At 61.6% G+C, this 23,518-nt stretch carries 21 protein-coding genes; 13 read left to right on the plus strand and 8 right to left on the minus strand.

Annotation, left to right across the window (positions count from 1 at the left end):
- Window positions 1–107: 107 nt before the first annotated feature.
- A complete protein-coding gene (locus tag PDM28_RS02790) occupies window positions 108–1,517 on the minus strand; it encodes a DEAD/DEAH box helicase (protein WP_102946517.1) in 1,410 nt (469 codons plus the stop codon).
- A 406-nt stretch (window positions 1,518–1,923) separates the two neighbouring features.
- Between PDM28_RS02790 and PDM28_RS02795 the strand changes: the two genes are divergently transcribed.
- Window positions 1,924–2,913, plus strand: coding sequence for a fumarylacetoacetate hydrolase family protein (locus PDM28_RS02795; RefSeq protein ID WP_311183750.1), 990 nt, complete (start codon window positions 1,924–1,926; stop codon window positions 2,911–2,913).
- Window positions 2,910–3,578 carry a maleylacetoacetate isomerase gene (gene maiA, locus PDM28_RS02800; protein WP_311184630.1) on the plus strand — a complete coding sequence of 223 codons (669 nt, stop codon included), beginning with the start codon at window positions 2,910–2,912 and terminating at the stop codon, window positions 3,576–3,578. Before PDM28_RS02795 ends, maiA begins: the two co-directional genes overlap by 4 nt.
- 99 nt (window positions 3,579–3,677) lie before the next feature.
- On the opposite strand, the gene PDM28_RS02805 is transcribed toward maiA, so the two are convergent.
- Window positions 3,678–4,805 carry a PilT/PilU family type 4a pilus ATPase gene (locus tag PDM28_RS02805; protein ID WP_102946514.1) on the minus strand — a complete coding sequence of 376 codons (1,128 nt, stop codon included), beginning with the start codon at window positions 4,803–4,805 and terminating at the stop codon, window positions 3,678–3,680.
- Window positions 4,806–4,903: 98 nt separating this feature from the next.
- On the opposite strand from PDM28_RS02805, the gene PDM28_RS02810 reads away from it, so the two are divergent.
- From PDM28_RS02810 to PDM28_RS02860, 11 genes are all read left to right on the plus strand, one after another.
- Complete coding sequence (locus PDM28_RS02810; RefSeq protein WP_311183751.1) at window positions 4,904–5,290, plus strand: DUF4398 domain-containing protein; 387 nt, start codon at window positions 4,904–4,906, stop codon at window positions 5,288–5,290.
- Window positions 5,287–6,180 (plus strand): OmpA family protein, encoded by an 894-nt coding sequence (locus tag PDM28_RS02815; protein WP_311183752.1) that lies wholly within the window; start codon window positions 5,287–5,289, stop codon window positions 6,178–6,180. The genes PDM28_RS02810 and PDM28_RS02815 overlap by 4 nt, the downstream gene beginning before the upstream one ends.
- A gap of 342 nt (window positions 6,181–6,522) precedes the next feature.
- Window positions 6,523–6,747, plus strand: coding sequence for an HP1242/YdcH family protein (locus PDM28_RS02820; protein ID WP_070207049.1), 225 nt, complete (start codon window positions 6,523–6,525; stop codon window positions 6,745–6,747).
- 218 nt (window positions 6,748–6,965) lie between these two features.
- Window positions 6,966–8,336 carry a pyridoxal-phosphate dependent enzyme gene (locus PDM28_RS02825; protein ID WP_311183753.1) on the plus strand — a complete coding sequence of 457 codons (1,371 nt, stop codon included), beginning with the start codon at window positions 6,966–6,968 and terminating at the stop codon, window positions 8,334–8,336.
- A 130-nt stretch (window positions 8,337–8,466) separates the two neighbouring features.
- On the plus strand, window positions 8,467–9,657 hold the full coding sequence (locus PDM28_RS02830; RefSeq protein ID WP_311183754.1) for a cystathionine gamma-synthase: 1,191 nt from the start codon (window positions 8,467–8,469) through the stop codon (window positions 9,655–9,657).
- Complete coding sequence (locus tag PDM28_RS02835; RefSeq protein WP_311183755.1) at window positions 9,657–10,487, plus strand: ABC transporter permease; 831 nt, start codon at window positions 9,657–9,659, stop codon at window positions 10,485–10,487. Before PDM28_RS02830 ends, PDM28_RS02835 begins: the two co-directional genes overlap by 1 nt.
- Window positions 10,477–11,832 carry an ABC transporter ATP-binding protein gene (locus PDM28_RS02840; RefSeq protein ID WP_311183756.1) on the plus strand — a complete coding sequence of 452 codons (1,356 nt, stop codon included), beginning with the start codon at window positions 10,477–10,479 and terminating at the stop codon, window positions 11,830–11,832. Before PDM28_RS02835 ends, PDM28_RS02840 begins: the two co-directional genes overlap by 11 nt.
- Entirely contained in the window at window positions 11,829–12,410 is a 582-nt protein-coding gene (locus PDM28_RS02845; protein ID WP_311183757.1) for a CatB-related O-acetyltransferase, read from the plus strand. Before PDM28_RS02840 ends, PDM28_RS02845 begins: the two co-directional genes overlap by 4 nt.
- 11 nt (window positions 12,411–12,421) lie before the next feature.
- Window positions 12,422–13,621, plus strand: a complete 1,200-nt coding sequence (locus tag PDM28_RS02850) for a class I SAM-dependent methyltransferase (RefSeq protein WP_311183758.1) — start codon at window positions 12,422–12,424, stop codon at window positions 13,619–13,621.
- Window positions 13,622–13,646: 25 nt separating this feature from the next.
- Window positions 13,647–16,406, plus strand: a complete 2,760-nt coding sequence (locus tag PDM28_RS02855; RefSeq protein ID WP_311183759.1) for a glycosyltransferase — start codon at window positions 13,647–13,649, stop codon at window positions 16,404–16,406.
- A 212-nt stretch (window positions 16,407–16,618) separates the two neighbouring features.
- The gene (locus PDM28_RS02860; RefSeq protein ID WP_311183760.1) at window positions 16,619–17,470 is read left to right on the plus strand and encodes a glycosyltransferase family protein; all 852 of its coding nucleotides are present in this window, start codon (window positions 16,619–16,621) and stop codon (window positions 17,468–17,470) included.
- Between the two features lie 88 nt (window positions 17,471–17,558).
- Here the strand turns inward: PDM28_RS02860 and PDM28_RS02865 are convergent, their stop codons facing one another.
- From PDM28_RS02865 to PDM28_RS02890, 6 genes are all read right to left on the minus strand, one after another.
- Entirely contained in the window at window positions 17,559–19,313 is a 1,755-nt protein-coding gene (locus PDM28_RS02865; protein ID WP_311183761.1) for a hypothetical protein, read from the minus strand.
- A gap of 65 nt (window positions 19,314–19,378) precedes the next feature.
- A complete protein-coding gene (locus PDM28_RS02870; protein WP_311183762.1) occupies window positions 19,379–19,774 on the minus strand; it encodes a GtrA family protein in 396 nt (131 codons plus the stop codon).
- 4 nt (window positions 19,775–19,778) lie between these two features.
- Window positions 19,779–21,086 (minus strand): NAD(P)/FAD-dependent oxidoreductase, encoded by a 1,308-nt coding sequence (locus PDM28_RS02875; RefSeq protein ID WP_311183763.1) that lies wholly within the window; start codon window positions 21,084–21,086, stop codon window positions 19,779–19,781.
- A 27-nt stretch (window positions 21,087–21,113) separates the two neighbouring features.
- Complete coding sequence (locus PDM28_RS02880; RefSeq protein ID WP_311183764.1) at window positions 21,114–22,058, minus strand: NAD-dependent epimerase/dehydratase family protein; 945 nt, start codon at window positions 22,056–22,058, stop codon at window positions 21,114–21,116.
- Window positions 22,059–22,085: 27 nt separating this feature from the next.
- Window positions 22,086–22,757, minus strand: a complete 672-nt coding sequence (locus tag PDM28_RS02885) for a class I SAM-dependent methyltransferase (RefSeq protein ID WP_311183765.1) — start codon at window positions 22,755–22,757, stop codon at window positions 22,086–22,088.
- A 27-nt stretch (window positions 22,758–22,784) separates the two neighbouring features.
- Window positions 22,785–23,516: an SDR family oxidoreductase gene (locus PDM28_RS02890; protein WP_311183766.1), complete on the minus strand. Its 732-nt coding sequence runs from the start codon at window positions 23,514–23,516 to the stop codon at window positions 22,785–22,787.
- Between the last annotated feature and the right edge of the window lie 2 nt (window positions 23,517–23,518).

A 23,518-nucleotide genomic window follows, 5' to 3' on the forward strand; every position in this document is an offset into this window, starting at 1 on the left:
CCGGCTCCTCGTACTGCCGGCATCGTGCGGATCCGGCCAGCGGCCGGCACTACGAAAAAGGGCGACGCAATGCGTCGCCCTTTTTTCATGTTCGCTACCGGCAAGGATCAACCAGCGCGATGACCACCACCGCCCGGACCACGCCCGCCGCCGCCACGGCGCTGGCCCGACGGCGCACCGCCACGCGGCGCACCGTTACCGGCGCCACGGCTTGCACCGCGACCGGCACCGTCACGCTGCCCACCGCCGCTCTTCGCGCCGGCATGCGCATGACGCGGCGCTTCACCGTGCGGACGACGCGCGTGCTTGCGCGGCGAACGATCGCCACCCGGCACTTCGGCCTTGCCCGGCGCGCTGTTGCCCCAGCGGATCGGGGTCTGCGGCTCGAAGCCCGGCACGTCGCGGATGTCCATGTCCTTGTCGAGCAGGCGCACGATCTGGCGCAGCAGCTTGGCTTCGTCCTGCGCCACCAGCGAAATCGCCTGGCCGGTCGAACCATTGCGGCCGGTACGGCCGATACGGTGCACGTAGTCTTCCGGCACCATCGGCAGGTCGTAGTTGATGACCTTCGGCAGCTCGTTGATGTCGATACCGCGCGCGGCGATGTCGGTGGCCACCAGCACGGTCACGCGGCCGGCCTTGAAGTCGCCCAGCGCACGCAGGCGCTGGCCCTGGCTCTTGTTGCCGTGGATCGCGGCGGTCTTGATGCCGGCCTTGTCCAGGAACATCGCCAGCTTGTCGCAGCCGTGCTTGGTACGGCCGAACACCAGGGTCTGCTCGCGGCTGTCCTGCGCCAGCAGGTGCAGCAGCAGCTCGCGCTTGCGCGCGCCATCGACCGGGTGCACGCGGTGGGTGATGGTCTCGGCCACGGTGTTCTTCGGAGTCACCTGGATCTGCGCCGGGTCGCGCATGAATTCCAGTGCCAGCTGCTTGATGCTCTCTTCGAAGGTCGCCGAGAACAGCAGGGTCTGGCGGTTCTGGCGCGGCAGCTTGGCCAGGATCTTCTTGATCGACGGCAGGAAGCCCATGTCCAGCATGCGGTCGGCTTCGTCCAGCACCAGGATCTCGATGCCGGAGAGGTCGACGCTGCGACGCTCCAGGTGGTCGATCAGGCGGCCCGGGCAGGCCACCAGCAGGTCCACGCCACGCCGCAGCACGTCGAACTGGTTGCCCATGCCGACGCCGCCGTAGATGCAGGCGCTCGGAATGCGCAGGTACTTGCTGTAGCTGCGCAGGCTGTCATGCACCTGGGTGGCCAGCTCGCGGGTCGGGGCCAGCACCAGCGCACGCGGCTTGCGCGGGCCGTTCACGGCCTGCGGATTGGTGCCCAGGTGCTGCAGCAGCGGCAGGCCGAAGGCAGCGGTCTTGCCGGTACCGGTCTGTGCGCCGGCCAGCAGGTCGCGCCCTTCCAGGGCCAGCGGGATCGCCTGCTCCTGGATCGGGGTCGGGTTTTCATAGCCCTGCTCGGACAACGCGCGCAGCAGGAACGGGGCAAGGCCCAGGTTTTCAAAAGACATCGGGTGGAAGCTCCAAAGACAAAGTAACGCCAGGCCGAATGGCCAAGCGCAAGGCAGATCGAGTTGATCGGCTTACTCGGAGCGTTCCCGTGAACCGCGCTGCGAGAATTGTGTTCAGCCGGCGCGGTGCGCAGACTGGAATGCATGACGAATGGCGTCGGAGTGGGGGCGGGCGAGGGATCAAGGATCCGGATCGCCGGCGATCCCGAAGGGAAACGGACGGCCGCTGCAGACCCACCAATTGTAAAGGAACTGGGACGGCCATACCAAATGCCCCGTTCAGGTTGGGCGACCACGCCCCGCTTCATCCGGATGGTTTATCGTCATTTGACGCAATGCGTCTTGGCACCACCGCGCATTTGGTTACACTCGAAACCTTATTTCTGCGATTCCCGGATACCCACCCATGAAGCTTGGTTCTTTGAAGGAAGGCGGCCGCGACGGCACCCTGATCGTGGTTTCGCGCGACCTGCGCCAGGGCGTGCGCGCCACCGGGATCGCCGCCACCCTGCAGCAGGCGCTGGAAGACTGGAGCCACCTGGCGCCGCGCCTGAACGCCCTGTACGAGTCGCTCAACGACGGCAGTGCCGACGGCGTGTTCGACATCGACCTGCAGGCGCTGGCCGCGCCGCTGCCGCGTTCCTATGAATTCGTCGACGGCAGCGCCTACCTGCCGCACGTGGAGCGCGTCCGCCGCGCCCGTGGCGCCGAGGTCCCGGAGAGCTTCTACACCGACCCGCTGATGTACCAGGCCACCAGCGCCGGCTTCTACGGCCCGCGCGACGCGGTGAAGGTCGTCAGCGAGGAGTACGGCATCGACCTGGAAGCCGAGCTGGTGGTCATCACCGACGACGTGCCGATGGCGGTCACCCCCGAACAGGCGGCCGGGCACATCCAGCTGGTCGGCCTGGTCAATGACGTCTCGCTGCGCAACCTGATCCCGGGCGAACTGGCCAAGGGCTTCGGCTTCCTGCAGTCCAAGCCGCGTTCGGCGCTGTCGCCGGTGTTCGTCACCCCCGACGAACTGGGCGAGGCCTGGCAGGACAGCAAGGTCCACCTGCCGCTGGTGACCCACGTCAACGGCGCCTGGTTCGGCGCGCCGGAAGCCGGCGTGGACATGCAGTTCAACTTCGCCCAGCTGGTCGCGCATGCGGCCAAGACCCGCCCGCTGGGCGCCGGCGCCATCGTCGGCTCGGGCACCATCGCCAACGAAGACACCAGCAAGGGCGCCTCCTGCTTCGCCGAGCAGCGCACCGTGGAAACCCTGCGCGACGGCAAGCCGAGCACCCCCTTCATGTCGTTCGGCGACGTGGTCCGCATCGAGATGTTCGACGCCGCCGGCGAGAGCATCTTCGGTGCCATCGAGCAGCGCATCGAACAGGCGACACGGCCCTGAACATCCCCGCCGACCGCATCGAGCTGTTCAGCTACTGGCGCTCCAGCGCGGCCTACCGCGTGCGCATCGGCCTGAACCTGAAGGGCTTGGCGCACCAGATCACGCCGGTACACCTGGTTCGCGACGGTGGCCAGCAGCACAGCGAGGGCTATGCCGCGCTCAACCCGCAGGAACTGGTGCCGACCCTGGTACATGGCGACTGCGTGGTGCGGCAGTCGATGGCGATCCTGGAGTATCTCGACGAGGTGTTCCCGGACCCGTCACTGCTGCCGGACGACGCACTGGGCCGGGCCCGGGTGCGCGCGCTGGCCCAGCTGGTGGCGTGCGACATCCACCCGCTCAACAACCTGCGGGTGATGCAGTTCTTCAGCGACACCTGGAACGTGCCGCAGCCCGAGCGCGACGACTGGACCAAACACTGGATGCAGGTGGGGTTCGACGCGATGGAGCGCATGCTGGTCGAGTCGGTGGAAACCGGGCGCTTCTGCCACGGCGACACCCCGACCCTGGCCGACTGCTGCCTGGTGCCGCAGCTGTTCAACGCGCGGCGGTTCAACGTGGACCTGACTTCGTATCCGACGCTGGTGCGGATCGAAGAGGCGTGCCTGGCGCTGGAAGCCTTTGACGCCGCGCGGCCTGAAAACCAAGCCGACGCCGCAACATAACGGTTCGCCTGTCCGCGTAGTGCCGGCCGCCGGCCGGCGCCAGGCGGTCCAAACGTGTGCGAGGAGCCGGCCAGCGGCCGGCACTACGCTTGCTGCAACTTAGAACCCGTGCGTGATCGCCGCCGGCGTGGCCGCCGAATAATCCGCGTACGGATCATGCTCCGCGCCGCCTTCGGACAGGCGGAACTTCAACGCCAGGCCATCGCGTGAATCGGCTGCGCGCAGCGCCTCTTCCTGCTCGATGATGCCGTTCTTGGCCATCCGGAACAGGCACTGGTCGAAGCTTTCCATGCCTTCTTCCAGCGAGGCTTCCATCGCCGCCTTGATCTCGTGCACCTGGCCGCGGCGCAGCAGGTCGCGGATCATCGGCGTGTTGATCAACACTTCCGTCGCCGGCAGGCGGCGCCCGTCCTGGCCCTTGACCAGGCGCTGGGAAATCACCGCGCGCAGGTTCAGCGAGAGGTTCATCAGCACGTTGCGGTGCGCGCTCTCGGGGAAGAAGTTGAGGATGCGCTCGATGGTCTGGTCGGCGTTGTTGGAATGCAGCGTGGCCAGGCACAGGTGACCGGTCTCGGCGAACGCAATGGCCGCCTCCATGGTCTCGGCATCCAGGATTTCGCCGATCAGGATCACGTCCGGTGCTTCACGCATCGCGTTCTTCAGCGCGTTGTGGAAGGCGTGCGTGTCCAGCCCCACCTCGCGCTGGTTGACGATCGACATCTTGTGCTTGTGCAGGTACTCGATCGGGTCCTCGATGGTGAGGATGTGCCCGGTCGTGGTGCTGTTGCGGTGGTCGATCATCGACGCCAGCGAGGTCGACTTGCCCGAACCGGTCGAACCCACCACCAGCACCAGCCCGCGCGGGGTCATGATGACGTCCTTCAGGACCTGCGGCAGGTTGAGCTCTTCAATGCTCGGGATCTTGCTGCGGATGGCACGGATCACCATGCCCACCTCACCGCGCTGCTTGAACACGTTGACGCGGAAGCGCCCCGCGTCGGGCAGGGCGATGGCCATGTTGAGCTCCAGGTCGCGCTCGAACTGCGGCACCTGGCCCTCGTCCATCAGCGAATAGGCGATCTTCTTGACCATGCCCGGCGGCAACCCGGTGTTCCCCAGCGGGTACAGCTTGCCTTCGATCTTGATGTACACCGGCGCTCCGGTGGTCAAGAACATGTCCGAAGCGTTCTTTTCGGTCATCAGCTTCAGGAAATAGCCGATATCCATGCGAAATGTTTCCCCAACAATCAGCCGCGTGCCCTTGCAGGCACGCCGCAGGCTTCCGACAATGGCCGCGCACCTACTTCAGGCGAACGGCACCCCCAATGAATCCTAGCTTCGCACAATTACGACGTACTCTGTATGTGATGGCGTGCGCATTCGCGCTCTCTGGTGCCGCCCAGGCGCAGGAAGGCGCCCTGGAACTGATGCAGGCCCGGCAGGCCGTGGACAAGGCCACCCAGGCCGACGCCGACCAGTACGCCCCGGACCTGATCGCCATGGCCCGCCAGGGCCTGGAGCAGGCCCAGGCCGCCGCCAGCGACCGCCGCGAGCGCAAGAACGCCCCGGCCATGGCCGTGCGTGCCACCGCCGACGCCGACCTGGCCCGCGCCCGCAGCGAAGAAGCCACCGCCACCGCCCAGCTGCAGCTGCGCCGCAACGAGGTCACCCAGCTCGAACGCCAGCTCGCCGACGGGGAGGGCCGCCGATGAAGACTGCCCTGCGCCTTTCGCCCCTGCTGCTCGCCGCCGGCCTGGCCCTGTCGCCGCTGGCCTTCGCCGCCGAAGACCCGGCCGTGGCCCAGCTGACCCAGCGCCTGATGGCGATCCAGGCCAACCCGGACACCAACGAGCTGGCCGCCTTCGAGCGCCTGCAGGCCCAGCAGGCCATCGCCACCCTGGCCAATGCCAAGCGCCGTGACCTCGACCAGGCCCGCTACCTGGCCGATCGCCGGGTCGACATCGCCGAAACCAGCGTGCGTGCCGCCCTGGCCAAGCGCGAACTGGCCCAGCTCGAGCGCACCCGCAGCGACCTGCTGATCGAAGCCAGCCGCCGCGACGCCCAGCGCGCCCGCCAGGAAAGCGAACGCCTGCGCGTGCAGGCCCAGATCCAGGCCGAGGAGTCCGAACGCCTGCGCCTGGCCGCCGAATCCGAAGCGCTGGCCCGCCAGGACGCCGAAACCGCGCTGACCAGCGTGGCCGGCAAGCAGACCGCCCGCCTCAGTGCCGCGCAGCAGAACGCCGCCAAGCTGGCCCGCGAGGAAGCCGAGCTGGTCTCGGGCAACAAGCTGCCGGGCTCCAAGTTCGACAGCCGCGGCGAAGTCTTCACCTTCCCGGGCGACGCCTTCGCAAGCGGCAAGGGCGCACTGTCCGGGGGGGCCAAGGGCCAGGCCCAGGCACTGGCCGAGTACCTGAACATCGGCAAGAAGGGCCGGGTCCGGATCGAGGCCTACGACGCTGCCGCCGGGGTAGGGCAGCAGCGCGCCGAAGCCCTGCGCGACGCACTGGTCGGGGCCGGCGTCAGCGCCAGCCGCTTCCAGGTGGCGGGCAAGAAGGCCGCGGCAACCAAGGCCCGCTCGGCCGAGGTCATCATCGCCCCCTGACGGTTTCAACCCGTTGTTTTCGTTACTTTTTCGTTGATCCGCGTGTTCAGCCTGAACCCCGACTGGGCACCGCCAGCGATTTCAAACGAAACCCTTGAACCTGCCCTTGGGCAGGCGTAGGGTCGATTGTCCGGGTGGCCTTCCGCGACCCGGACGATTGGAGGGCCGGGCCGATGTACCGAGGGCACGAACCAGAGCAGTCTGCAGTCCGGAATGGCCGGGCTGGGCGCATGGGTTCGCCTGCGGTCGCGGTTGACGCCGGTGCTCCTCCCGAAGACACGCCCCGTGCCTCACCGGCCGGGGCGTTCTTGTTTGTGCTGTAGACGCGATAGGAGGTTCATCATGTTTGAAGATCAGCCCCAGAGTGAAATCGACGCCCGCCTCAGTGCGGACCCGCAGTTCAAGAAGCTCTACGACCAGCATCGAAAGTTGAACAAGAAGTGTATGGATGCCTCGTTGGGCGTACTTGGGGTCGACGATGTCACCCTGGGACAGATGAAGCGTGAGAAGCTGCTGGCCAAGCAACAACTGCTTCGAATGTACGAGTCTTCCTCCCCTGTGCATTGATGTTTCCCCGCGCCGACCCCGGGTCGGCGCCAGCAGGTGACCGGCCGGCCCACGGCCGGCACCTGACACCCAACCGCCGCGGGCGGTGTCCGTCTCCTCGTCGACGGGCACCGTCCGCGTCGCTCTTTTGGGGGTGAACAAACACGCATGGCGTGTCCTTACCTTCTATCGGATAATCGGAGGTCCGGCCGCCCTGCGGCGCGAATCGATGTGACCCGATGGCAATCCACTCCTCCGTGCTCGAACTCATTGGCAAGACCCCGATCGTCAAGGCCCAGCGCCTGGATACCGGTGTCTGCGAGCTGTACCTGAAGCTCGAAAGCGCCAATCCCGGAGGCTCCATCAAGGACCGCATCGGCCTGTCCATGATCGAGGCCGCTGAAAAGCGCGGCGATCTCAAGCCGGGCGCGACACTGGTGGAAGGCACCGCCGGCAATACCGGCCTCGGCCTGGCCCTGGTCGCCCAGCAGAAGGGCTATAAGCTCATCCTGGTGGTGCCGGACAAGATGAGCCGCGAGAAGATCTTCAACCTCAAGGCGATGGGCGCCGAAGTGCGCCTGACCCGTTCGGACGTGGCCAAGGGCCACCCCGAGTACTACCAGGACATGGCCCAGCGCGTGGCCGAGGAAACCCCCGGCGCGTACTTCATCAACCAGTTCGGCAACCCGGACAACCCGGACGCGCACGAGTTCGGCACCGGCCCGGAGATCCTGGCGCAGATGGACGGCGACCTGGACGCCATCGTGTTCGGCTGCGGCAGCTCCGGCACCATGACCGGCCTCTCCCGCGCCTTCGCCAAGCTCTCGCCGAAGACCGAGCTGGTCCTGGCCGACCCGGTTGGCTCGATCCTGGCCGAGTACATCAACGAGGGCAATCTGAACGACAAGTCGGGCAGCTGGCTCGTCGAAGGCATTGGCGAGGACTTCCTGCCGTCGATTGCCGACTTCACCCGGGTCACCAAGGCCTACGCCATCACCGACGCCGAAAGCTTCCACACCGCGCGCGAGCTGCTGGGCAAGGAAGGCGTGCTCGGCGGTTCCTCCACCGGCACCCTGCTGGCGGCCGCGCTGAAGTACTGCAAAGAGCAGACCACCCCGAAGAAGGTGCTGGTGCTGGTGCCCGACACCGGTAACAAGTACCTGTCCAAGATGTACAACGACTACTGGATGCTGGACAACGGCTTCCTGGAGCGCCCGCAGACCGGCGACCTGCGCGACCTGATCCTGCGCCCGTACGGCCAGCGCGACACCGTGGTGATCGGCCCGAACGACCTGCTGACCACCGCTTACCAGCGCATGAAGCTGTACGACGTCTCGCAGCTGCCGGTAATGGACGGCGACCAGCTGGTCGGCATCGTGGATGAAAGCGACGTCCTGCTGCATGTGTATGGCGACGAATCGCGCTTCCGCGACAAGGTCGCCACCGCCATGGTCAGCAAGCTGGACCGGCTGGACGTGAAGTCGCCGATCGAGGCCCTGCTGCCGGTGTTCGACAGGGGGCAGGTGGCCATCATCATGGATGGCGCCACCTTCCTGGGCCTGATTACCCGGATCGACCTGCTGAATTATCTGCGTCGTCGGGTGCAATAACGGCCTGATAGCCGATTATCCAAGCACAAAGCGCGTTTATCACAGTCAACGATCGATTAAGCTTGCGCTGATAGACTTTCGCTCCTTTTAGTGGAGGCCCCATAGGGGCTTTCAATCCCTGGGAACCACAATGTCCGACCCTGCATCCTCCGGGCACAGCACCCGCTCGCTTGCTCTGGCCACCCTGGCCATCCACGGTGGGCAGTCGCCCGACCCGAGCACCGGCGCGGTGATGCCGCCGATCTACGCGACCTCCACCTACGCCCAGTCCAGCCCGGGCGAACACCAGGGCTTCGAGTACTCGCGTACGCACAACCCCACCCGCTTCGCCTACGAGCGCTGCGTGGCCTCGCTGGAAGGCGGCACCCGCGGTTACGCGTTCGCCTCCGGCATGGCCGCCACCTCCACCGTGATGGAGCTGCTGGACGCCGGCAGCCACGTGGTGGCGATGGACGACATCTATGGCGGCACCTTCCGCCTGTTCGAACGCGTGCGCAAGCGCACCGCCGGCCTGCAGTTCGGCTTCGTCGACCTGACCGACCTGGCGGCGTTCGAAGCGGCGATCACCCCGCAGACGAAGATGGTCTGGATCGAAACCCCGACCAACCCGATGCTGAAGATCGTGGACATCGCCGCGGTCGCTGCCATCGCCAAGCGCCATGGCCTGATCGTGGTGGTGGACAACACCTTCGCTTCGCCGATGCTGCAGCGTCCGCTGGAGCTGGGTGCGGACCTGGTGCTGCACTCGGCCACCAAGTACCTCAATGGCCACTCGGACATGGTCGGTGGCATGGTTGTGGTCGGCGACAACGCCGAGCTGGCCGAGCAGATGGCCTTCCTGCAGAACTCCATTGGTGGCGTGCAGGGCCCGTTCGACAGCTTCCTGGCCCTGCGTGGCCTGAAGACCCTGCCGCTGCGCATGAAGGCCCACTGCGCCAACGCGCTGGCCCTGGCCCAGTGGCTGGAGAAGCATCCGGCGGTTGAGAAGGTGATCTACCCCGGCCTGCCGAGCCACCCGCAGCATGAGCTGGCCACGCGCCAGATGAATGGCTACGGCGGCATCGTCTCAATCGTGCTGAAGGGCGGGTTCGAAGCGGCGAAGCGGTTCTGTGAGAAGACTGAGTTGTTCACCCTGGCTGAGTCGCTGGGCGGGGTGGAGAGCCTGGTGAACCATCCTGCGGTGATGACGCATGCGTCCATTCCGGTGGAACGCCGCGAGCAGCTGGGCATCAGTGATGCGCTGGTGCGGTTGAGCGTGGGGGTGGAGGAGCTGGGGGATCTGCAGGTGGATCTTGAAAAGGCATTGGGGGACTACGCCTGATGAGCACAATTCAAGCCGAATTTGGAAGCTCACCGACAGCGATGGTCCGCAGCCTGTCTGCAAATCGACTTCTTATATGGGAACTTACCAAACGCGAGGTGATCAGCCGTTACCGGGGGTCGGTACTGGGACTGGCGTGGTCCTTCTTCAACCCTCTTTTGATGCTTGCCGTCTACACATTCGTATTCTCGGTGGTGTTCAAGGCTCGATGGGGCCAGGAAACCAGTAGTCATGGCGACTTTGCCGTGATCCTGTTCGTAGGAATCATCGTGCATGGGGTCTTCGCAGAGTGCGTCAACCGAGCGCCGGGGCTGATCCTGAACAATTCAAGCTACGTCAAGCGGGTAATTTTTCCGCTTGAAACACTGCCTTGGGTAGCCATGGGAGCAACCATCTTCCATTCTGCCGTCTCGCTGGTCGTCCTGCTGATCGCACAGTTGCTTCTGCGCGGCTCCATACCTCTGACTGCGTTGTGGTTGCCGGTGGTCATTCTGCCGCTCGTGCTGGGCACCATGGGCGTATCCTGGCTGCTTGCATCGCTGGGCGTCTATCTGCGGGATATCGGTCAGGTCACTGGAATTCTCACGACCGTAATGCTGTTCATGGCCCCCGTGCTTTATCCGGTACAGGCATTGCCCGAATCGTTGCGCTCGTACATCTATCTCAATCCGCTTACCCTCATCATCGAACAGTCGCGAGCCGTACTCCTCTGGGGCGTTCAGCCAAATTTCGTTGACTTGGGTAAGTACTCCATAGGCGCACTTCTTGTGGCGTGGCTTGGCTTTGCTACATTCCAGAAGATGCGTAGGGGCTTTGCCGATGTCCTCTGAAACCTCACGCGATGTAGCTATCCGGGTAACCGGCGTAACCAAGTGCTTCCAGATCTACGAGCAGCCCCACCTGCGATTGAAGCAGGCCGTCATGCCGCGCGTGCTCCGCGCTGCGGGCTTGGAGCCTCGTAACTACTTTCAGGAATTCTGGGCGCTGAAGGGCGTCGACTTCGAAGTCCGTCGTGGCGATACCGTAGGTATTATCGGGCGCAACGGATCTGGAAAATCCACCTTACTTCAAATCATATGCGGGACCCTGCAAGCTACTTCAGGGTCGGTGGAAGTCAACGGCCGTGTAGCCGCACTGCTTGAGCTCGGTGCGGGATTCAATCCGGAGTTCAGCGGGCGCGAGAACGTTTATTTGAGCGCTTCGATTCTTGGCCTGACTCGGGACCAGATTGACGCGCGATTCGATGACATCGTTGCCTTCGCGGATATCGGCGACTTCGTCGAACGGCCGGTAAAGACCTACTCCAGCGGCATGTATGTGCGACTTGCGTTCGCAGTCATCGCGCATGTCGATGCAGATATCCTCATCATCGATGAGGCGCTCGCGGTGGGTGACGCAATATTCGTGCAGAAGTGCATGCGATTTCTTCGCAAGTTCCGTGAGAACGGAACCCTGCTTTTCGTCAGTCACGATACTGGTTCGGTCCTGAACTTTTGCAAGAGTGCCGTGTGGCTGAATCGCGGCGATATGGTCATGCATGCCTCTGCCGAGGATGCCTGCAACGCTTACATTGAATACTGTTCCCAGGAAGTCTACGGCGACGCTGTGAAGCTCAAGTCGCGTCAGGCAGCGCGCGAAGAGGGCGCGGTCATCAAGCCAAAGGCGCGTGTCGAAGCAGATACACGTCTTGAAATGTTTGACAACGTGGCCAACTCGGCGGGCTGGCACTCGGGTAGCGCTGCAATAGATTCCGTCGAGCTCGGCAACCCAGAAGGTGAGGTGCTTACGTCCTTCGCGGGTGGCGAGGAGGTGCTGCTCCGCGTGCGTGCGACAGCTCACGTGGCGCTATCCAGTCCCTTGATTGGTTTCTTCGTCAAGGATCGGCTTGGCCAGTCGCTCTTTGGTGAGCACACCTACACCTATATCCAGCCGCCGATGGAAGTGGAGGCTGGAACCAGGCTGGAGGCCAGCTTCCGATTCACTCTGCCGATGCTTCCCAATGGCGACTATTCCATGACGGTGTCCATCGCTGAAGGTGACCCCTTTGCTAACACTCAGCATGCCTGGTTGCACGACGCAGTGTTGATCAAGGTGGCGTCGCCAAAGCTGCGCTACGGACTGGTGGGAATACCCTTTGAAGAGGTAAGCATGCGTCGGATAGGGGGTGGGGAGTGAACCACGGCTTTATTCCGCCACTGACGAGCGACGATCCCCGGATCAGCATCGGCCGATTCACGTATGGGGGTGCCGGCTTTCGACTGTGGAGTGAAGGCGAGCGCGTCGAAATTGGCGCGTTTTGCTCATTTGCTGAGGACGTGCTGATTTTTGGCGGTGGCGAGCATCGCGTTGATTGGGTTACGACTCATCCATTGCGAATTGCCTTCAATTCGCCTGGTGCAGGTCAGGACGGCCACCCTCACAGCAAAGGCCCTACGCGGATTGGCAATGACGTCTGGATTGGGCATGGGGCAATGGTGTTGTCCGGCGTGACCGTCGGTGATGGGGCGTGCATCGGTGCCGGCGCGGTGGTAAGCAAAGATGTGCCGCCCTATTCGATAGTTGCCGGAAACCCAGCTCGTGTGCTGCGTCTTCGATTCAGCGAGGAACAGATCGCCCGGTTGCTGGATATCGCATGGTGGAACTGGCCGGTAGATAGCATCAGGCAATTTGAATCGTTGCTCTGTGCCAATGATATCGACGCATTCATCATGGCCGCTCAAGCTGGCCCGAACGCTTTTGCGACAATTCCGTAAGGGAGACTTCGATGATCGATTTTTCGTTTTCGCCTGCCATGTTGATGATGCCCCGTAAGCTGCCGCACAGCGCTTGGCTTGGGCATATTCCGTTCGCAAGTTGGCTGCTTGAGGTCCAGCGCCCCGAGCTGATCGTTGAACTCGGAACACATAATGGCGCGTCTTTCCTCGCGCTCTGCCAAGCCGTCGAAGCGCAGCAGCTGAGTGCTCGGGTTTTCGCCATCGACACTTGGGAAGGTGACGAGCATGCCGGGTTCTATGGAAATGAGATCTACGCTGAGCTGCGCGACTACCAGCAACGGCATTACGCAGGCATCTCCGAGATGATGCGAATGCGCTTCGACCAAGCGCTGGAATACTTTGCGGACGGTTCTGTGGACCTGCTCCATGTCGACGGTCTGCATACCTATGAGGCAGTCCGAGAGGACTTCGAGAGCTGGCGCGCCAAGCTCTCGCCACGCGCGGTGGTGATCTTCCACGACAGTTGCGTGCGAGAGCGCGGGTTTGGTGTTTGGCAGTACTGGAGCGAGATATCCAAGCAGTTCCCATCCTTTGAGTTCACGCACACGCATGGGTTGGGAGTGCTGCTCGTAGGCGAACAGCAGCCGGAGAAGCTTCTCCATTTGGCCGGTGCCGCCGCTCGCGGTGAGTTTGCAGCAATCAACCAGCTGTTCGATTCACTCGGCCGCAACATCAAGAATGTCGAGGAGATCGAGCGAGTGAACGGTGGCCTGGTGGCCGCGCACAATGAAATCGGCAGATTGAACCAGGAAGAAGCAAGGCTCCGCGCGGCGCTGGACAAGAATATCGAGGATTCTCACGAGCAGATCGCGCGTCTCAACGCCGAGGAAGCGCAGCTGCGCGCGCTTCTGGACAAGAGTGGCGAGGAAGCGCGTGAACAGATGGCACGTTCGAGCCTGGAAGAAGCCAGGCTCCGCGGGCTCCTGGAGAGGAACGCCGAGGAAACAAATGAACGTTATGCCGCGGTAGAATCACAGCTCCCGGCTCTCGCGCAGGCGTTGTCGCTACTTGAACGTCGCGTGCTTGACGGTTTGGAGGGGTCGCGAGGGCTTCTGAATGAGGCTATGCACACCGAGCGTGAAGCATCGGTTGCAAGCGTTATCGAATCCGTGATTCCACGTCTGGAAGAGCAGGACCGCAAGTTGAACCACCTGATGCGCCCGTGGTGGCGCCGCCTCTCCGGGCGTTGATCAGTAAGGACACAAAGGTAAGAGTATGTTCAACGGCAATAGTGGCCTTAAGCGTGGTCTCAAAAGGGTCGCGGCGAAAGTCCTTTCCATCAACTGGTTCCGTCCTGTTCCCAGCCGGCTGAAGTTGTACCTGGTGCGCCGCGCCGGAGTGTGCGACTGGCACTGGTATGCGCGACACGCCCTGGGTCGGCGCTCTGCTTTCTCGGAAGGCCCTAGCCACTTCATATCCTTTGGTAACGCTGAGGGGCGCTCTCCCAGCCCGCTGTTCGATCCCGCCTGGTACTGTGGTCGATTCGGGCTGCGTGCAAGCCCACTCGATGCACTTACCCAGTATGTCCTCATCGGTGATTGGATCGGCCTCTCCCCAAGTCCTTGGTTCGACACTCGTTATTCGCGAGCGGGCGCCAAGACTGCGACTGGCATGGCAGCCATCCGGCCGCAGCTTGGGCGTTATCTTGCTGACTATCGGGAGACTGCAGGCCCGCATCCTCTGTTTGACCAGGATTGGTATCTGGACGAGTATCCAGATGTGCGCGCGAGCGGTGCCAATCCCCTGGTGCACTTCCTCTACGACGGGCTCTCGGAGGGGCGACTTCCCAATCCATACTTTGAGCCTGAGTGGTACCGCGAGGCGCACCCGGATATTGGTGATGGGAATGCTTTCTCGCACTTTGTGCTGTACGGTGCGGCCGAGGGTCGGAGTCCAGGCCCAGAGTTCAATTCACGCCAGTACCTAGATGCAAATCCGGACGTGGCTGCCACGGGGATGAATGCCCTCGCGCACTACTTGGCGATCGGTCGCCAGGACGGACGGGAGCTCGGCAAGCGTCCGCTCGCTCTGAACGACCTCGTAGCCAAGCGAAACTCAGAAGTGCTGCCGCTTCCGTCTGGAGTGGTTGACATCGTCCTGCCGGTCTATCGGGACTTGATGGTCACCCGCAACTGCGTCGAGTCGGTGTTGCGTTCGAAGAACCGGGTGGCAACCCGTCTCCACATCTATAACGATCGCTCGCCTGAGCCGGAGGTCACTGCATACCTGCGTGAGGTGGCAGAGGCCAATCCATCGGTCCATCTGGTTGAGAACGTAGAGAACCTCGGATTCGTACGTACTGTCAACGCCGGCATGGCGCATGCCATGGAGCATGGTGACAGCTTGGGCGCGCTCTTGCTCAATAGTGACACCATCGTCAGCGCCGACTGGGTTGATCGTATGGTTGCGCATATGAGCCCAACCGTGGGGTCGATCACGGCGCTATCCAATAATGCGACGATCTGCAGCTACCCCAAGCTGGGTGCCAATCCACTGCCTGATGGTGTCAATGCCGGCACCTTGGATGCGTTGGCGCGTGCCACCAACGCAGGCGTATCCGTGGAAATTCCCACTGGTGTCGGTTTCTGCATGCTGATCTCGCGCTCGGCACTTGAAATTGCTGGGCTCTTTGACGCAGAGGCCTTCGGCAAGGGCTATGGTGAAGAGAACGACTTCTGCATGCGCTCTGCAAAACTCGGCTTCCGTCACCGGCTCGCGATGGATGTCTTCGTGGAGCACGTGGGTGAGGTCAGCTTCGCGGACGACAGCAAGCCGGGCAAGGTCATTGCGCAGCGTGTCATAGATGAGCGCTACCCTGACTACGGCGCTCAGGTGGCGCGCTTCTGTTCAATGGATCCCGGCTTCGCTGCTAGGATGAGGTTGACCCTGGCCGTCTGGAAAGAACGGGCCAGACCAACAGTAGTGTTGTTGACCCACTCGTGGGGCGGTGGGACGGAGCGGGCCGTGCAGGCCATGGCGATGTCAATGGGACAGACCCATGAGGTCGTTGTGATCCGGCCTATCGAAGACCTGGGTGGGTCTGGCGAAGTCCGGGTGAGTCGTCTGTCGGAGTTCGACGGCTTCGACTTCCTCTTCCGCTACCACTCACCTGATGAACTTGCATCGTTGCTGCACGTTTTGGGTGCAACCACTTTGCAGATCCACCACTTGGTTGGCTTCGGTGCATCTGTGCGCCGTGCCATTTCGCTATCAAAAATTCCGTTTAGTTTTCATGTGCATGACAACTATGCAATCTGTCCCCAGATCATGCTGACGGACGCGGAAGGCAACTACTGCGGTGAGCCAGATGCGTCGGGTTGCGATGCTTGTATCGCACAGCGCCCGTCCAATGGCGCTTCGGACATCCGTAACTGGCGGGTGCAGCACGAGTGGGCGCTCCTCGGCGCGCAAGAGGTCATTGCGCCCAGCAAGGACGCCGCAGCGCGGATGCAGCGCTACGCAGGCGTGCCGGTGCGTGCCCAGTATCACGAAGAAGACATTGGCAGTAACCCGGTCACGCTTGGCGCCGGTATCAGGCCGTACCGCGTGCTGCTGTTGGGGGTGATGGCAGCGCACAAGGGCTTGAATCAGCTCAAAGCTATCGCCGAGGAATCGCGGAGACTGGGGAATCCGCTGCAGATCCATCTCATTGGATATCCCCAGGCCGACGGCATGAAAGATCTTGGATTCACTTGGAGCGGTGCCTACGAGGAAGATGAGTTGGACGATCTGATTGCCCGCCACAATCCGGATGCCTTCCTGTTCATCTCGCAGGCGCCTGAAACCTATTCGTACACATTGTCCCACGCGTTGCGAACGGGACGACCGATCGCGGCTAACCGGCTAGGTGCCTTCACTGAACGCCTTGTTGGCGTGCCCAATTCGTTGTTGCTCGCCCATGATGCGCCCGCAAGCGAAGTAGTCCGCTCGCTGTTGACCTGGCTCGACGGCGTGTACTCCCGGGAGCTCGTATGAGCCGGTCGGGCCTACTGCGGGAGCCTGGCCAGAGAGCTGGGTACGCGACTCGAGTGGCTGTGATTCCGGAGCGATACGGCTCCGTCATGTCGCCATGCGCGAGCATTCGGCTGCATACGTTTGCCGAGCAATTCCCTGCAGATGTTCGATACTTGATCCCGGAAGAGTTGGAGGCATTCTCGCCGCATGTCGTAATCTGGAACCGCGGCGCCGTGACCGAAGACCAGCACTTCGAGTTGATCGCGGACGCGGGTCAGCGGGGGGCGCGTCTCATCTACGACCTAGACGATAACCTGCTTGCCATGGAAGATCACCCCGAACGTCAGGCATACGCGACGATCATCGCAGCTGTTCGTCGGTCGATCTCACTCGCTGAGGTTACGTGGTGCTCGACGCCGCTGCTAGCATCCGCAATAGAAGCGGAAGGGGGCGTCGTGCAGTGGATGCCTAACGCACTGGATGATGCGCTCTGGAAGGCCGCTGAACCTGTCGCTGCCGAGACGACTCGCGTGGGCCAGCTTCGTCTCCTGTACATGGGGACACGCACACATGACGAGGATTTCCGCCTCTTGGACCAGGCGCTGGAAGTCGCGTGGTCAGAGCGGGAGGGCAAGTTCTCGTTGACCCTGATAGGAGTCAACGCGAACGTGTCCCGGCCCAGGCCTTGGCTCAGCGTCGAGAGTCCCCCGGCTCACGTTGGAGCATCATATCCTGCATTCGTGCACTGGTACTCACGTTTGCGTGGGTTCCATATTGGGATGGCGCCGCTTCTCGACTCTACGTTCAACCGATGCAAGAGCTCGATCAAAGTCCTGGATTACGCACAGCTAGGGCTTGTCACGGTCGCATCGAACGTAGCCGCGTATCGAGACGATGCAATGGAGGACCGTATCCTCGTGGACAACACGCCGCAGGACTGGGCACGTTGCATAGTTCAGCTTGTCGATCAAACTTTGCCGCTGGAGTTGTTGGCCATGAATGCACGTCAGCGGGTGAGCGCCGCGGCTTTCGAAGCCGCCGTCGCACGTCGTTGGTCAAGCTGCATGGAGCGGACGGCGGAGTAATGTCGTAACTGCTTTCCAAGCGAGGAAGGAGCCGGCATTGGCCGGCTCCGATTCCATGCTGTATCTATAGTATTCCAGCAGCGGCGCCTCAATCCTCAATCTTTACGCTGAACTGGAGGTTGCAAGCCTTGTCTGCCTCATCGATGCCTGTCGCGAGCCAGAGTACGTAGTCACCTGCGGCGACCTTGGAGATGTCCACCACGGTGGTAAACCCCGCGTTGGCCTGCTCTGGTCCGAATGCACTCGCAACGTCCGGCCGCGCTGCGCCACCATTCACCTTCGCGAGATAAGACCCGCCGGTGCCCTGGAGCACGAGCTGGGTGCCGGCCAGAGTAGCTTTGCCCGGTTCGAACGCCCATCCTTCAAACGAGGCACCTTCACCGCGGCGGATAACCACGTTTTCAGTCGCTGGTAAACCTGAGGCAAGGTCAAGGCGGCACTTGAGGGCATCACGATTGGCTGCCTTGAAGTCTCCATCCAGCTTTTGGGCGAAGTTGTCGGAACTCGCCGGCATCGGTGCAACGGATTGCGTTGGCGTCGGCTCAATCGCCTCCGCTCCGGTGACGCCGTTCTCGGAAGCCTTTGAGTCAATGATGACCCCCCAGCCCTGGGGGTTCAGCGGGACGGTGTAAGACCCTGGGGTCTCCAACAGCGCTGCGTGATGTCGCCAGTCGAAATCGACGAACGTTGGGCGGCGCAGGTACTGCTGGTTGGTAACGGCCACCAGGGACAAAAGTGCAGTGGTCGCGATCGTTGCGTTGCGTCGGCTCCGACGAGAGGTATTCGTCAACGACAACCATACCGCCCACCACAGGACAACCTTGATCAGATAGAAGTAACGGTCAGCCAGCATAAACTGGTACAGCGGGGCGAAGTCCCTCAGCCTAACCGGCGCGAACGTCTCCGCCGCTGCGAAGGCAAAGAAGCCCAGCACGATCAGACGTGAACGCCCTTCGATCCTGGTGGAGAAGGTCAAAGTGCCGACGATCACAGCGAACATCAGGATCCACAGCGTAGGGCTAAGGAAGCTGCTGCCGAATGCGTGGATTGGCACCAGCTCGCCGAAGGTGATCTTGAGAAGGGTGAAGAGGTGCTTCTGTCCCTCCACTTCGGCTGAAGGGTGAGCAATAACAACGACAGCCTGCACGATCGCACCTACGCAAAGCGCTGCCAATGCAGTCCAGTCGCGCGTTGCGGCGAAGCCGCCCAGGGCTCCGTTGAATGGATCCCTTTTGATTGCTCGCGACACGTAGGATGCGGAAAGCATCCCCACGATGATCAAGGCCAGTACGACAGAAAACGGCCCAGTAAGTGAGATCGCCAGGACCACCAATGGGCGCAGCCAGATCATCCAGCCGCGTGCCGGCTGATACGGGGTCAGGCAGATGGCAGCAAGCGAAAACTGAAGGAACCACTGCGCATTGGTGATCGTGCCTAGGATCTCACCACTGGTGGGAACCGCAAGAAACGAGAGCGCTACGATCCACACTGGCACGAATGGCTTCATGCGTCTGCAGGTCACTACGATCGCGGCCGTCGTCAGCAGGATCGCAGAAGCGTTGTAGAGGAGTGGCGCTTTCACCACCGGAAGCCATGAAGCAATCCATGCAACCAGCCTGGGAATGAAGTGCAGGTAACCCGCATAGGGGGTGAACAGTTGAGGAATCGACGTGCCGAACTGTTCCTTGAAGAAGACCGTTGCATCTTCAGCCCAGAACTGCGGGTTGCTCAATGCATCGTTGCTCTTGTAGGCGATCGCTAGCAGGATGACAAGGAAGAACGCTACCCTTTCTCCTAGGTTCCAGCTGTTCCTACTGGTTGGCGTAGTGGGTTGGATGTTCATTTATTTGACTTTCCGTAGTTCTTTGCGGAGTCGACTATTGTGGGTGGAGTGGGGCGGCAGAGAGGCTACTTGGTCGAGAACGACAGGTACTTATGCCCGAAGTAGCTCGTGACCACGGGCACGGCGACGCCGATACCATGGGCAATCGTCTCTGCGTACTGTTCAATAACCAAACCGGGCAGGACCCAGCGAGCAAGTACGAGGCTCACCAATACCGTTTGAATCATCGCCAGCCCGTTGATCGCAACGAACCATGCTGCCTGGTGGTGGATGGCATTGCTGGCAGACTTGAACACGAGTGCGCGGTTGAGCACAAATGCAGTCACCATTCCGAGGCAGAACGCGACGACGATTGACGGTACGTAGTTGAGCACCGTTCCTAGCGCAATTCGGGATCCAAAATTGACGGCGGCGGCCAGGCCGCCGACCAGAAGAAACATTGCGAACTGTCGGGTCAACATGTGCTCAAGCTCTCGATCCCTGGGAAGCCGCTACAGCAGCCAGCTTTGCACCCACATCAATGCTCTCGTTGATGGAGCGGTCTTCCGGGTAGTAGTACGCCGTGTCCGCCATGAAGAAGCCTGGCAGCGGCGTCTTCATCGATGGCAACATGTCCTGGAATCCTGGCGGGCAGATGGTTTGGGCGTACTCGTAGCGATGGCAATGCGTGGCGCGGATCCACTCAGGCTTGAATGCCGGGTTGATCATTGGCAGGTAGCTGATCACCTCATCGATCAGCTGTTGATTGCTCCACTGCCATTTGGGGTGCGTCTTGGGCATGTAGTAAGGGGCATACACGATGTGCTCACCCGGACCCTTGCCGGGATTGAGATTGCTGTACTCGATCAGCCCGGGAATGGAAATTCGTTCATCGCTGATGTTCATCCAGAAGTTCTCGCTGACAGGCTGCGAAAGCTTGAGGATGACGCAGGCAACGGGAATATTTTCGATGGCCGCGACCTGGCGGGAAAAGGCCTCCGGCAGCGCCGGGACCATGGCCGGCACGTACTGGATCGGTGCGGTGGAGACCACCCCATCGTAGGGCTGGTCGCCAGCAGATGTGCGCACGCCGGTGGCGCGTGTGCCATCAGAGGTCACCTGATCGATCGGCTGCGCGAGCAGGATCCGGCCGCCACGGCGACGAACCTCGGCAGCCATCTTCTCAAGCAGCACAGCCGAGCCCCCTTCCAGGTAGCCCATGCTCTCATTGAACAGGTTACGTCGCGACAGTGCCACGCGCTTGATGCGCGTCCCGATCCATGATGCAGAGAGATCGTTCTGGAACTCGAAGAACTTCAGCGCGAACGCTTTTTCCCACATCACCTTATAGGCCTTCGGGCCGATCCAGCGCGTGATCCAGTCGCGCGCATTTTCCTTGTCCAGCGCGGTCCAGTCCTTGATCCCCTTGGTGTGCATTACGTGCAGGGCGTATCGGACCTTGTCGATCAGACCCAAGTGTGGGAAGCCCAGCAAGGCGAAAGGGGTGCCCCATTTGTGCAGCTTGCCCTGGTAGTAATACCCCATCTTGGTATCAGTCCAGTGCAGGCGGTCGGAGAGCTTGAGTTCATCGAGCAGCTTGAACAGCGGGTAGTCGGTTTTGCAGATGAAGTGGTAGTAGCGTTCGATCCGCAAACCATCGAAGTCGAAGTCGGCGGACATGCCGCCGATGCGATCATCGCGCTCGTACACGTCTACCTGATGGCCCTGCTTGAGCAGTTCCAGGGCTGTCATGAGGCCCATGGGGCCGCTGCCGATAATGGCGAAGGTGCTCATACGCTTGTTTTCCGTCAATTCTGTGGGTCAGCGCTTCAGCACGATGTGGCTGTAGCGTGGGTCGGTATAGCTTTCGCGGATGGCGTCTTCGAATGGGGTCTGCCGCACGCCAAACACGGCCTCGGTATCCACGCCCTTGAAGTCGTCCCCCGCACTGAGTGCTTTGAGTTGGTCGGCCGTGAAAGGCGGCTTGCTGCTGAACAGTGCGAAGGTGCGCAGCAGGAAACCAAAGAAGCCAATGGGGATGTGCACGATCAACGTGTGAAGTCTCTTCACTCGCTTGATGGTGCGGATGATGTCAACGTAATCGACGCGGGTATGACCGACGATGTCGAAAACGTCTCCAACTGGCTCGGTTTCCACGCACTTTGCGATACAGCGGCAGAAATCGCGCTCGTACAGAGGTTGGCGCATGAACTTGCCATCGCCGGGAATCGGGAACACAGGTGTGCGTGCCATGAAACGCGACAACCAGCCCAGGTGCTTGGGGTCGAACCAGCCAAACATCAGCGTAGGACGAAGCACGCAGTGGCGCTGGCCACTGGCGACGACCATGGCCTCCTGCTCCCGCTTGGTTTCGGTGTAGTCATCCTTGGCCACCGAGTTAACAACCGAAGAGCTGATGTGGACCATGTAGGGCACTCGTGCGGCCTTGCATGCAGCCAAGACATGTTCGGTCGCGGTGAGATTGTTGCGAACGAAGAGCGACGTGGTCTTTCCGGTGATCTGGGCGTGCAACTGCACAACCAGCTTGGCTCCTTCGAAAGCCTCGTTCCATTTGCCGGGTTCGGCCAAATCGGCAAGAACGGTTGTCACGTCCGGATGGAGTTTGCGAAGAATTTCGAGGTTGTGCTCATGTTTGTCGATGGCTACAAGTTGCGTGTAGCCCTGCTGCTTCATCTCGACGATGAGGTTTTGACCTACCAGGCCTGCCGCGCCGGTGAGGACGATTTTGTCATTCTTCTGTGCCATGGACGAACTCGGGTACCAAAATTGGGGTCAGCTGGGCTTGTAAGCCACGACCAGGGCCTGCTTGCCAAGGAAGTGCCATGCCAGCGGAATGCGCAGGTACAACGAAACCAACCAAGGGGCCTGTGGAAGTCGGCTCTTGGTGGTATACGGAAGGAACTTGGGGATCACCACTCGTGGTTCCAAACCCGCCATCAACACGCCTTCGACCAGACTTCGGTCGCTCAAAGCGGTATGGTGATCGAAATAGTCCCAGTACTCGTCATACAAGAATCGGATGTTCGGCTGAAGGATGATGGCCCGGCCACCAGGTTTCAGCATTCGCGCGCTTTCCCTCAACGTCTGCAGGACCAGGTCCTTGGTTGGCAGGTGTTCAAGGAAATTGCTCATGAATACGGCATCAACGCTGCCGCTGGGAATGGAACTGACCGATGTGCATGATTCGTTGATGATTTCAGTACCTTCGCCAGCGAATCTACGAACGTCGGGGTTCAGATCAACGGCAATTTTTCGGCTGGCGGGAATGTTGTTGATGAATTCACAGTAGCCGGCGCCGATGTCCACAACTGTGTCGTTGCTGTTGACGAAGCGGTTGAAATATTGGGAGCACAACACTTTCCAGATGCGGTTTTTGTTCGCCAGTTCCTCTTTCGGGAACCGGTGTTGATACAGAACGTCCAGGTCGTGATCAATATCCGGCATCGCAAAATGTCCTTCTCTATCAGAGATTTAGAGGGAAATACGGCGGAAGACGAACTCGGGGATATTCTTGATGACCATCATGATCGCCCACCAGAAGCCTGGCAGGTAGGCAACCGCACGTCGACGGTCGGACGCGTGCACGATGCCCCGTGCAACTTTATCAGCGGACGCCCACAAGGCGCCCTTCTTGAATGCCTGTGTCATGGGGGTATCCACGAAACCGGGCTTTATGGTCAGTACGTTGATGCCCTGCTTGTGTAAACGCTGGCCCAGCCCACTCAGATAGGCACTTACGGCCGCTTTTGCGCTGCCATACAGGTAGTTGCTTGCGCGGCCGCGATCGCCGGCCACCGATGAAATGACCGCCAGAGTGGATCCGGCCTGCAGGCGCTGCGCAAGTGCGGCGGCCAGCGCGATGGTCGAAGTGCCGTTCGTGGCGAACTCACGCAGCGACACTTCTACAGAAGCATCACAGGCAGCCTGGTCGGGCAGGGTGCCGTGGGCGATCAGCACCGTGTCGACACCACCTAGAGTGGTCCAGGCCGTATCCAGGACGGCAGCGTGCGCAGATACGTCGTTAACATCGAGGACCGCTGCGTCAACCTGCCTGGCGCCTCGTACGCGCAGGTCTGCCGCGATGGTGTCGAGCCTGGGGGCGTTGCGAGCAACAAGGAAGACTGCTGCGGCGCGTGTGGCGTACACGCGTGCAACGGCTTCGGCGATGGCCGATGTCGCACCAATGATCAGGATCTTCTGCATGC

This window comes from Stenotrophomonas aracearum (genome assembly GCF_031834615.1).
Classification (GTDB): Bacteria; Pseudomonadota; Gammaproteobacteria; order Xanthomonadales; family Xanthomonadaceae; genus Stenotrophomonas; species Stenotrophomonas aracearum.

What these genes read in the sequence shown, in the direction of transcription:
- PDM28_RS02790 (WP_102946517.1), bottom strand. Translation starts at nt 1,517, where the DNA reads ATGTCTTTTGAAAACCTGGGCCTTGCCCCGTTCCTGCTGCGCGCGTTG.
- PDM28_RS02795 (WP_311183750.1), top strand. Translation starts at nt 1,924, where the DNA reads ATGAAGCTTGGTTCTTTGAAGGAAGGCGGCCGCGACGGCACCCTGATC.
- PDM28_RS02805 (WP_102946514.1), bottom strand. Translation starts at nt 4,805, where the DNA reads ATGGATATCGGCTATTTCCTGAAGCTGATGACCGAAAAGAACGCTTCG.
- PDM28_RS02810 (WP_311183751.1), top strand. Translation starts at nt 4,904, where the DNA reads ATGAATCCTAGCTTCGCACAATTACGACGTACTCTGTATGTGATGGCG.
- PDM28_RS02815 (WP_311183752.1), top strand. Translation starts at nt 5,287, where the DNA reads ATGAAGACTGCCCTGCGCCTTTCGCCCCTGCTGCTCGCCGCCGGCCTG.
- PDM28_RS02820 (WP_070207049.1), top strand. Translation starts at nt 6,523, where the DNA reads ATGTTTGAAGATCAGCCCCAGAGTGAAATCGACGCCCGCCTCAGTGCG.
- PDM28_RS02825 (WP_311183753.1), top strand. Translation starts at nt 6,966, where the DNA reads ATGGCAATCCACTCCTCCGTGCTCGAACTCATTGGCAAGACCCCGATC.
- PDM28_RS02830 (WP_311183754.1), top strand. Translation starts at nt 8,467, where the DNA reads ATGTCCGACCCTGCATCCTCCGGGCACAGCACCCGCTCGCTTGCTCTG.
- PDM28_RS02835 (WP_311183755.1), top strand. Translation starts at nt 9,657, where the DNA reads ATGAGCACAATTCAAGCCGAATTTGGAAGCTCACCGACAGCGATGGTC.
- PDM28_RS02840 (WP_311183756.1), top strand. Translation starts at nt 10,477, where the DNA reads ATGTCCTCTGAAACCTCACGCGATGTAGCTATCCGGGTAACCGGCGTA.
- PDM28_RS02850 (WP_311183758.1), top strand. Translation starts at nt 12,422, where the DNA reads ATGATCGATTTTTCGTTTTCGCCTGCCATGTTGATGATGCCCCGTAAG.
- PDM28_RS02855 (WP_311183759.1), top strand. Translation starts at nt 13,647, where the DNA reads ATGTTCAACGGCAATAGTGGCCTTAAGCGTGGTCTCAAAAGGGTCGCG.
- PDM28_RS02865 (WP_311183761.1), bottom strand. Translation starts at nt 19,313, where the DNA reads ATGAACATCCAACCCACTACGCCAACCAGTAGGAACAGCTGGAACCTA.
- PDM28_RS02870 (WP_311183762.1), bottom strand. Translation starts at nt 19,774, where the DNA reads ATGTTGACCCGACAGTTCGCAATGTTTCTTCTGGTCGGCGGCCTGGCC.
- PDM28_RS02875 (WP_311183763.1), bottom strand. Translation starts at nt 21,086, where the DNA reads ATGAGCACCTTCGCCATTATCGGCAGCGGCCCCATGGGCCTCATGACA.
- PDM28_RS02880 (WP_311183764.1), bottom strand. Translation starts at nt 22,058, where the DNA reads ATGGCACAGAAGAATGACAAAATCGTCCTCACCGGCGCGGCAGGCCTG.
- PDM28_RS02885 (WP_311183765.1), bottom strand. Translation starts at nt 22,757, where the DNA reads ATGCCGGATATTGATCACGACCTGGACGTTCTGTATCAACACCGGTTC.
- PDM28_RS02890 (WP_311183766.1), bottom strand. Translation starts at nt 23,516, where the DNA reads ATGCAGAAGATCCTGATCATTGGTGCGACATCGGCCATCGCCGAAGCC.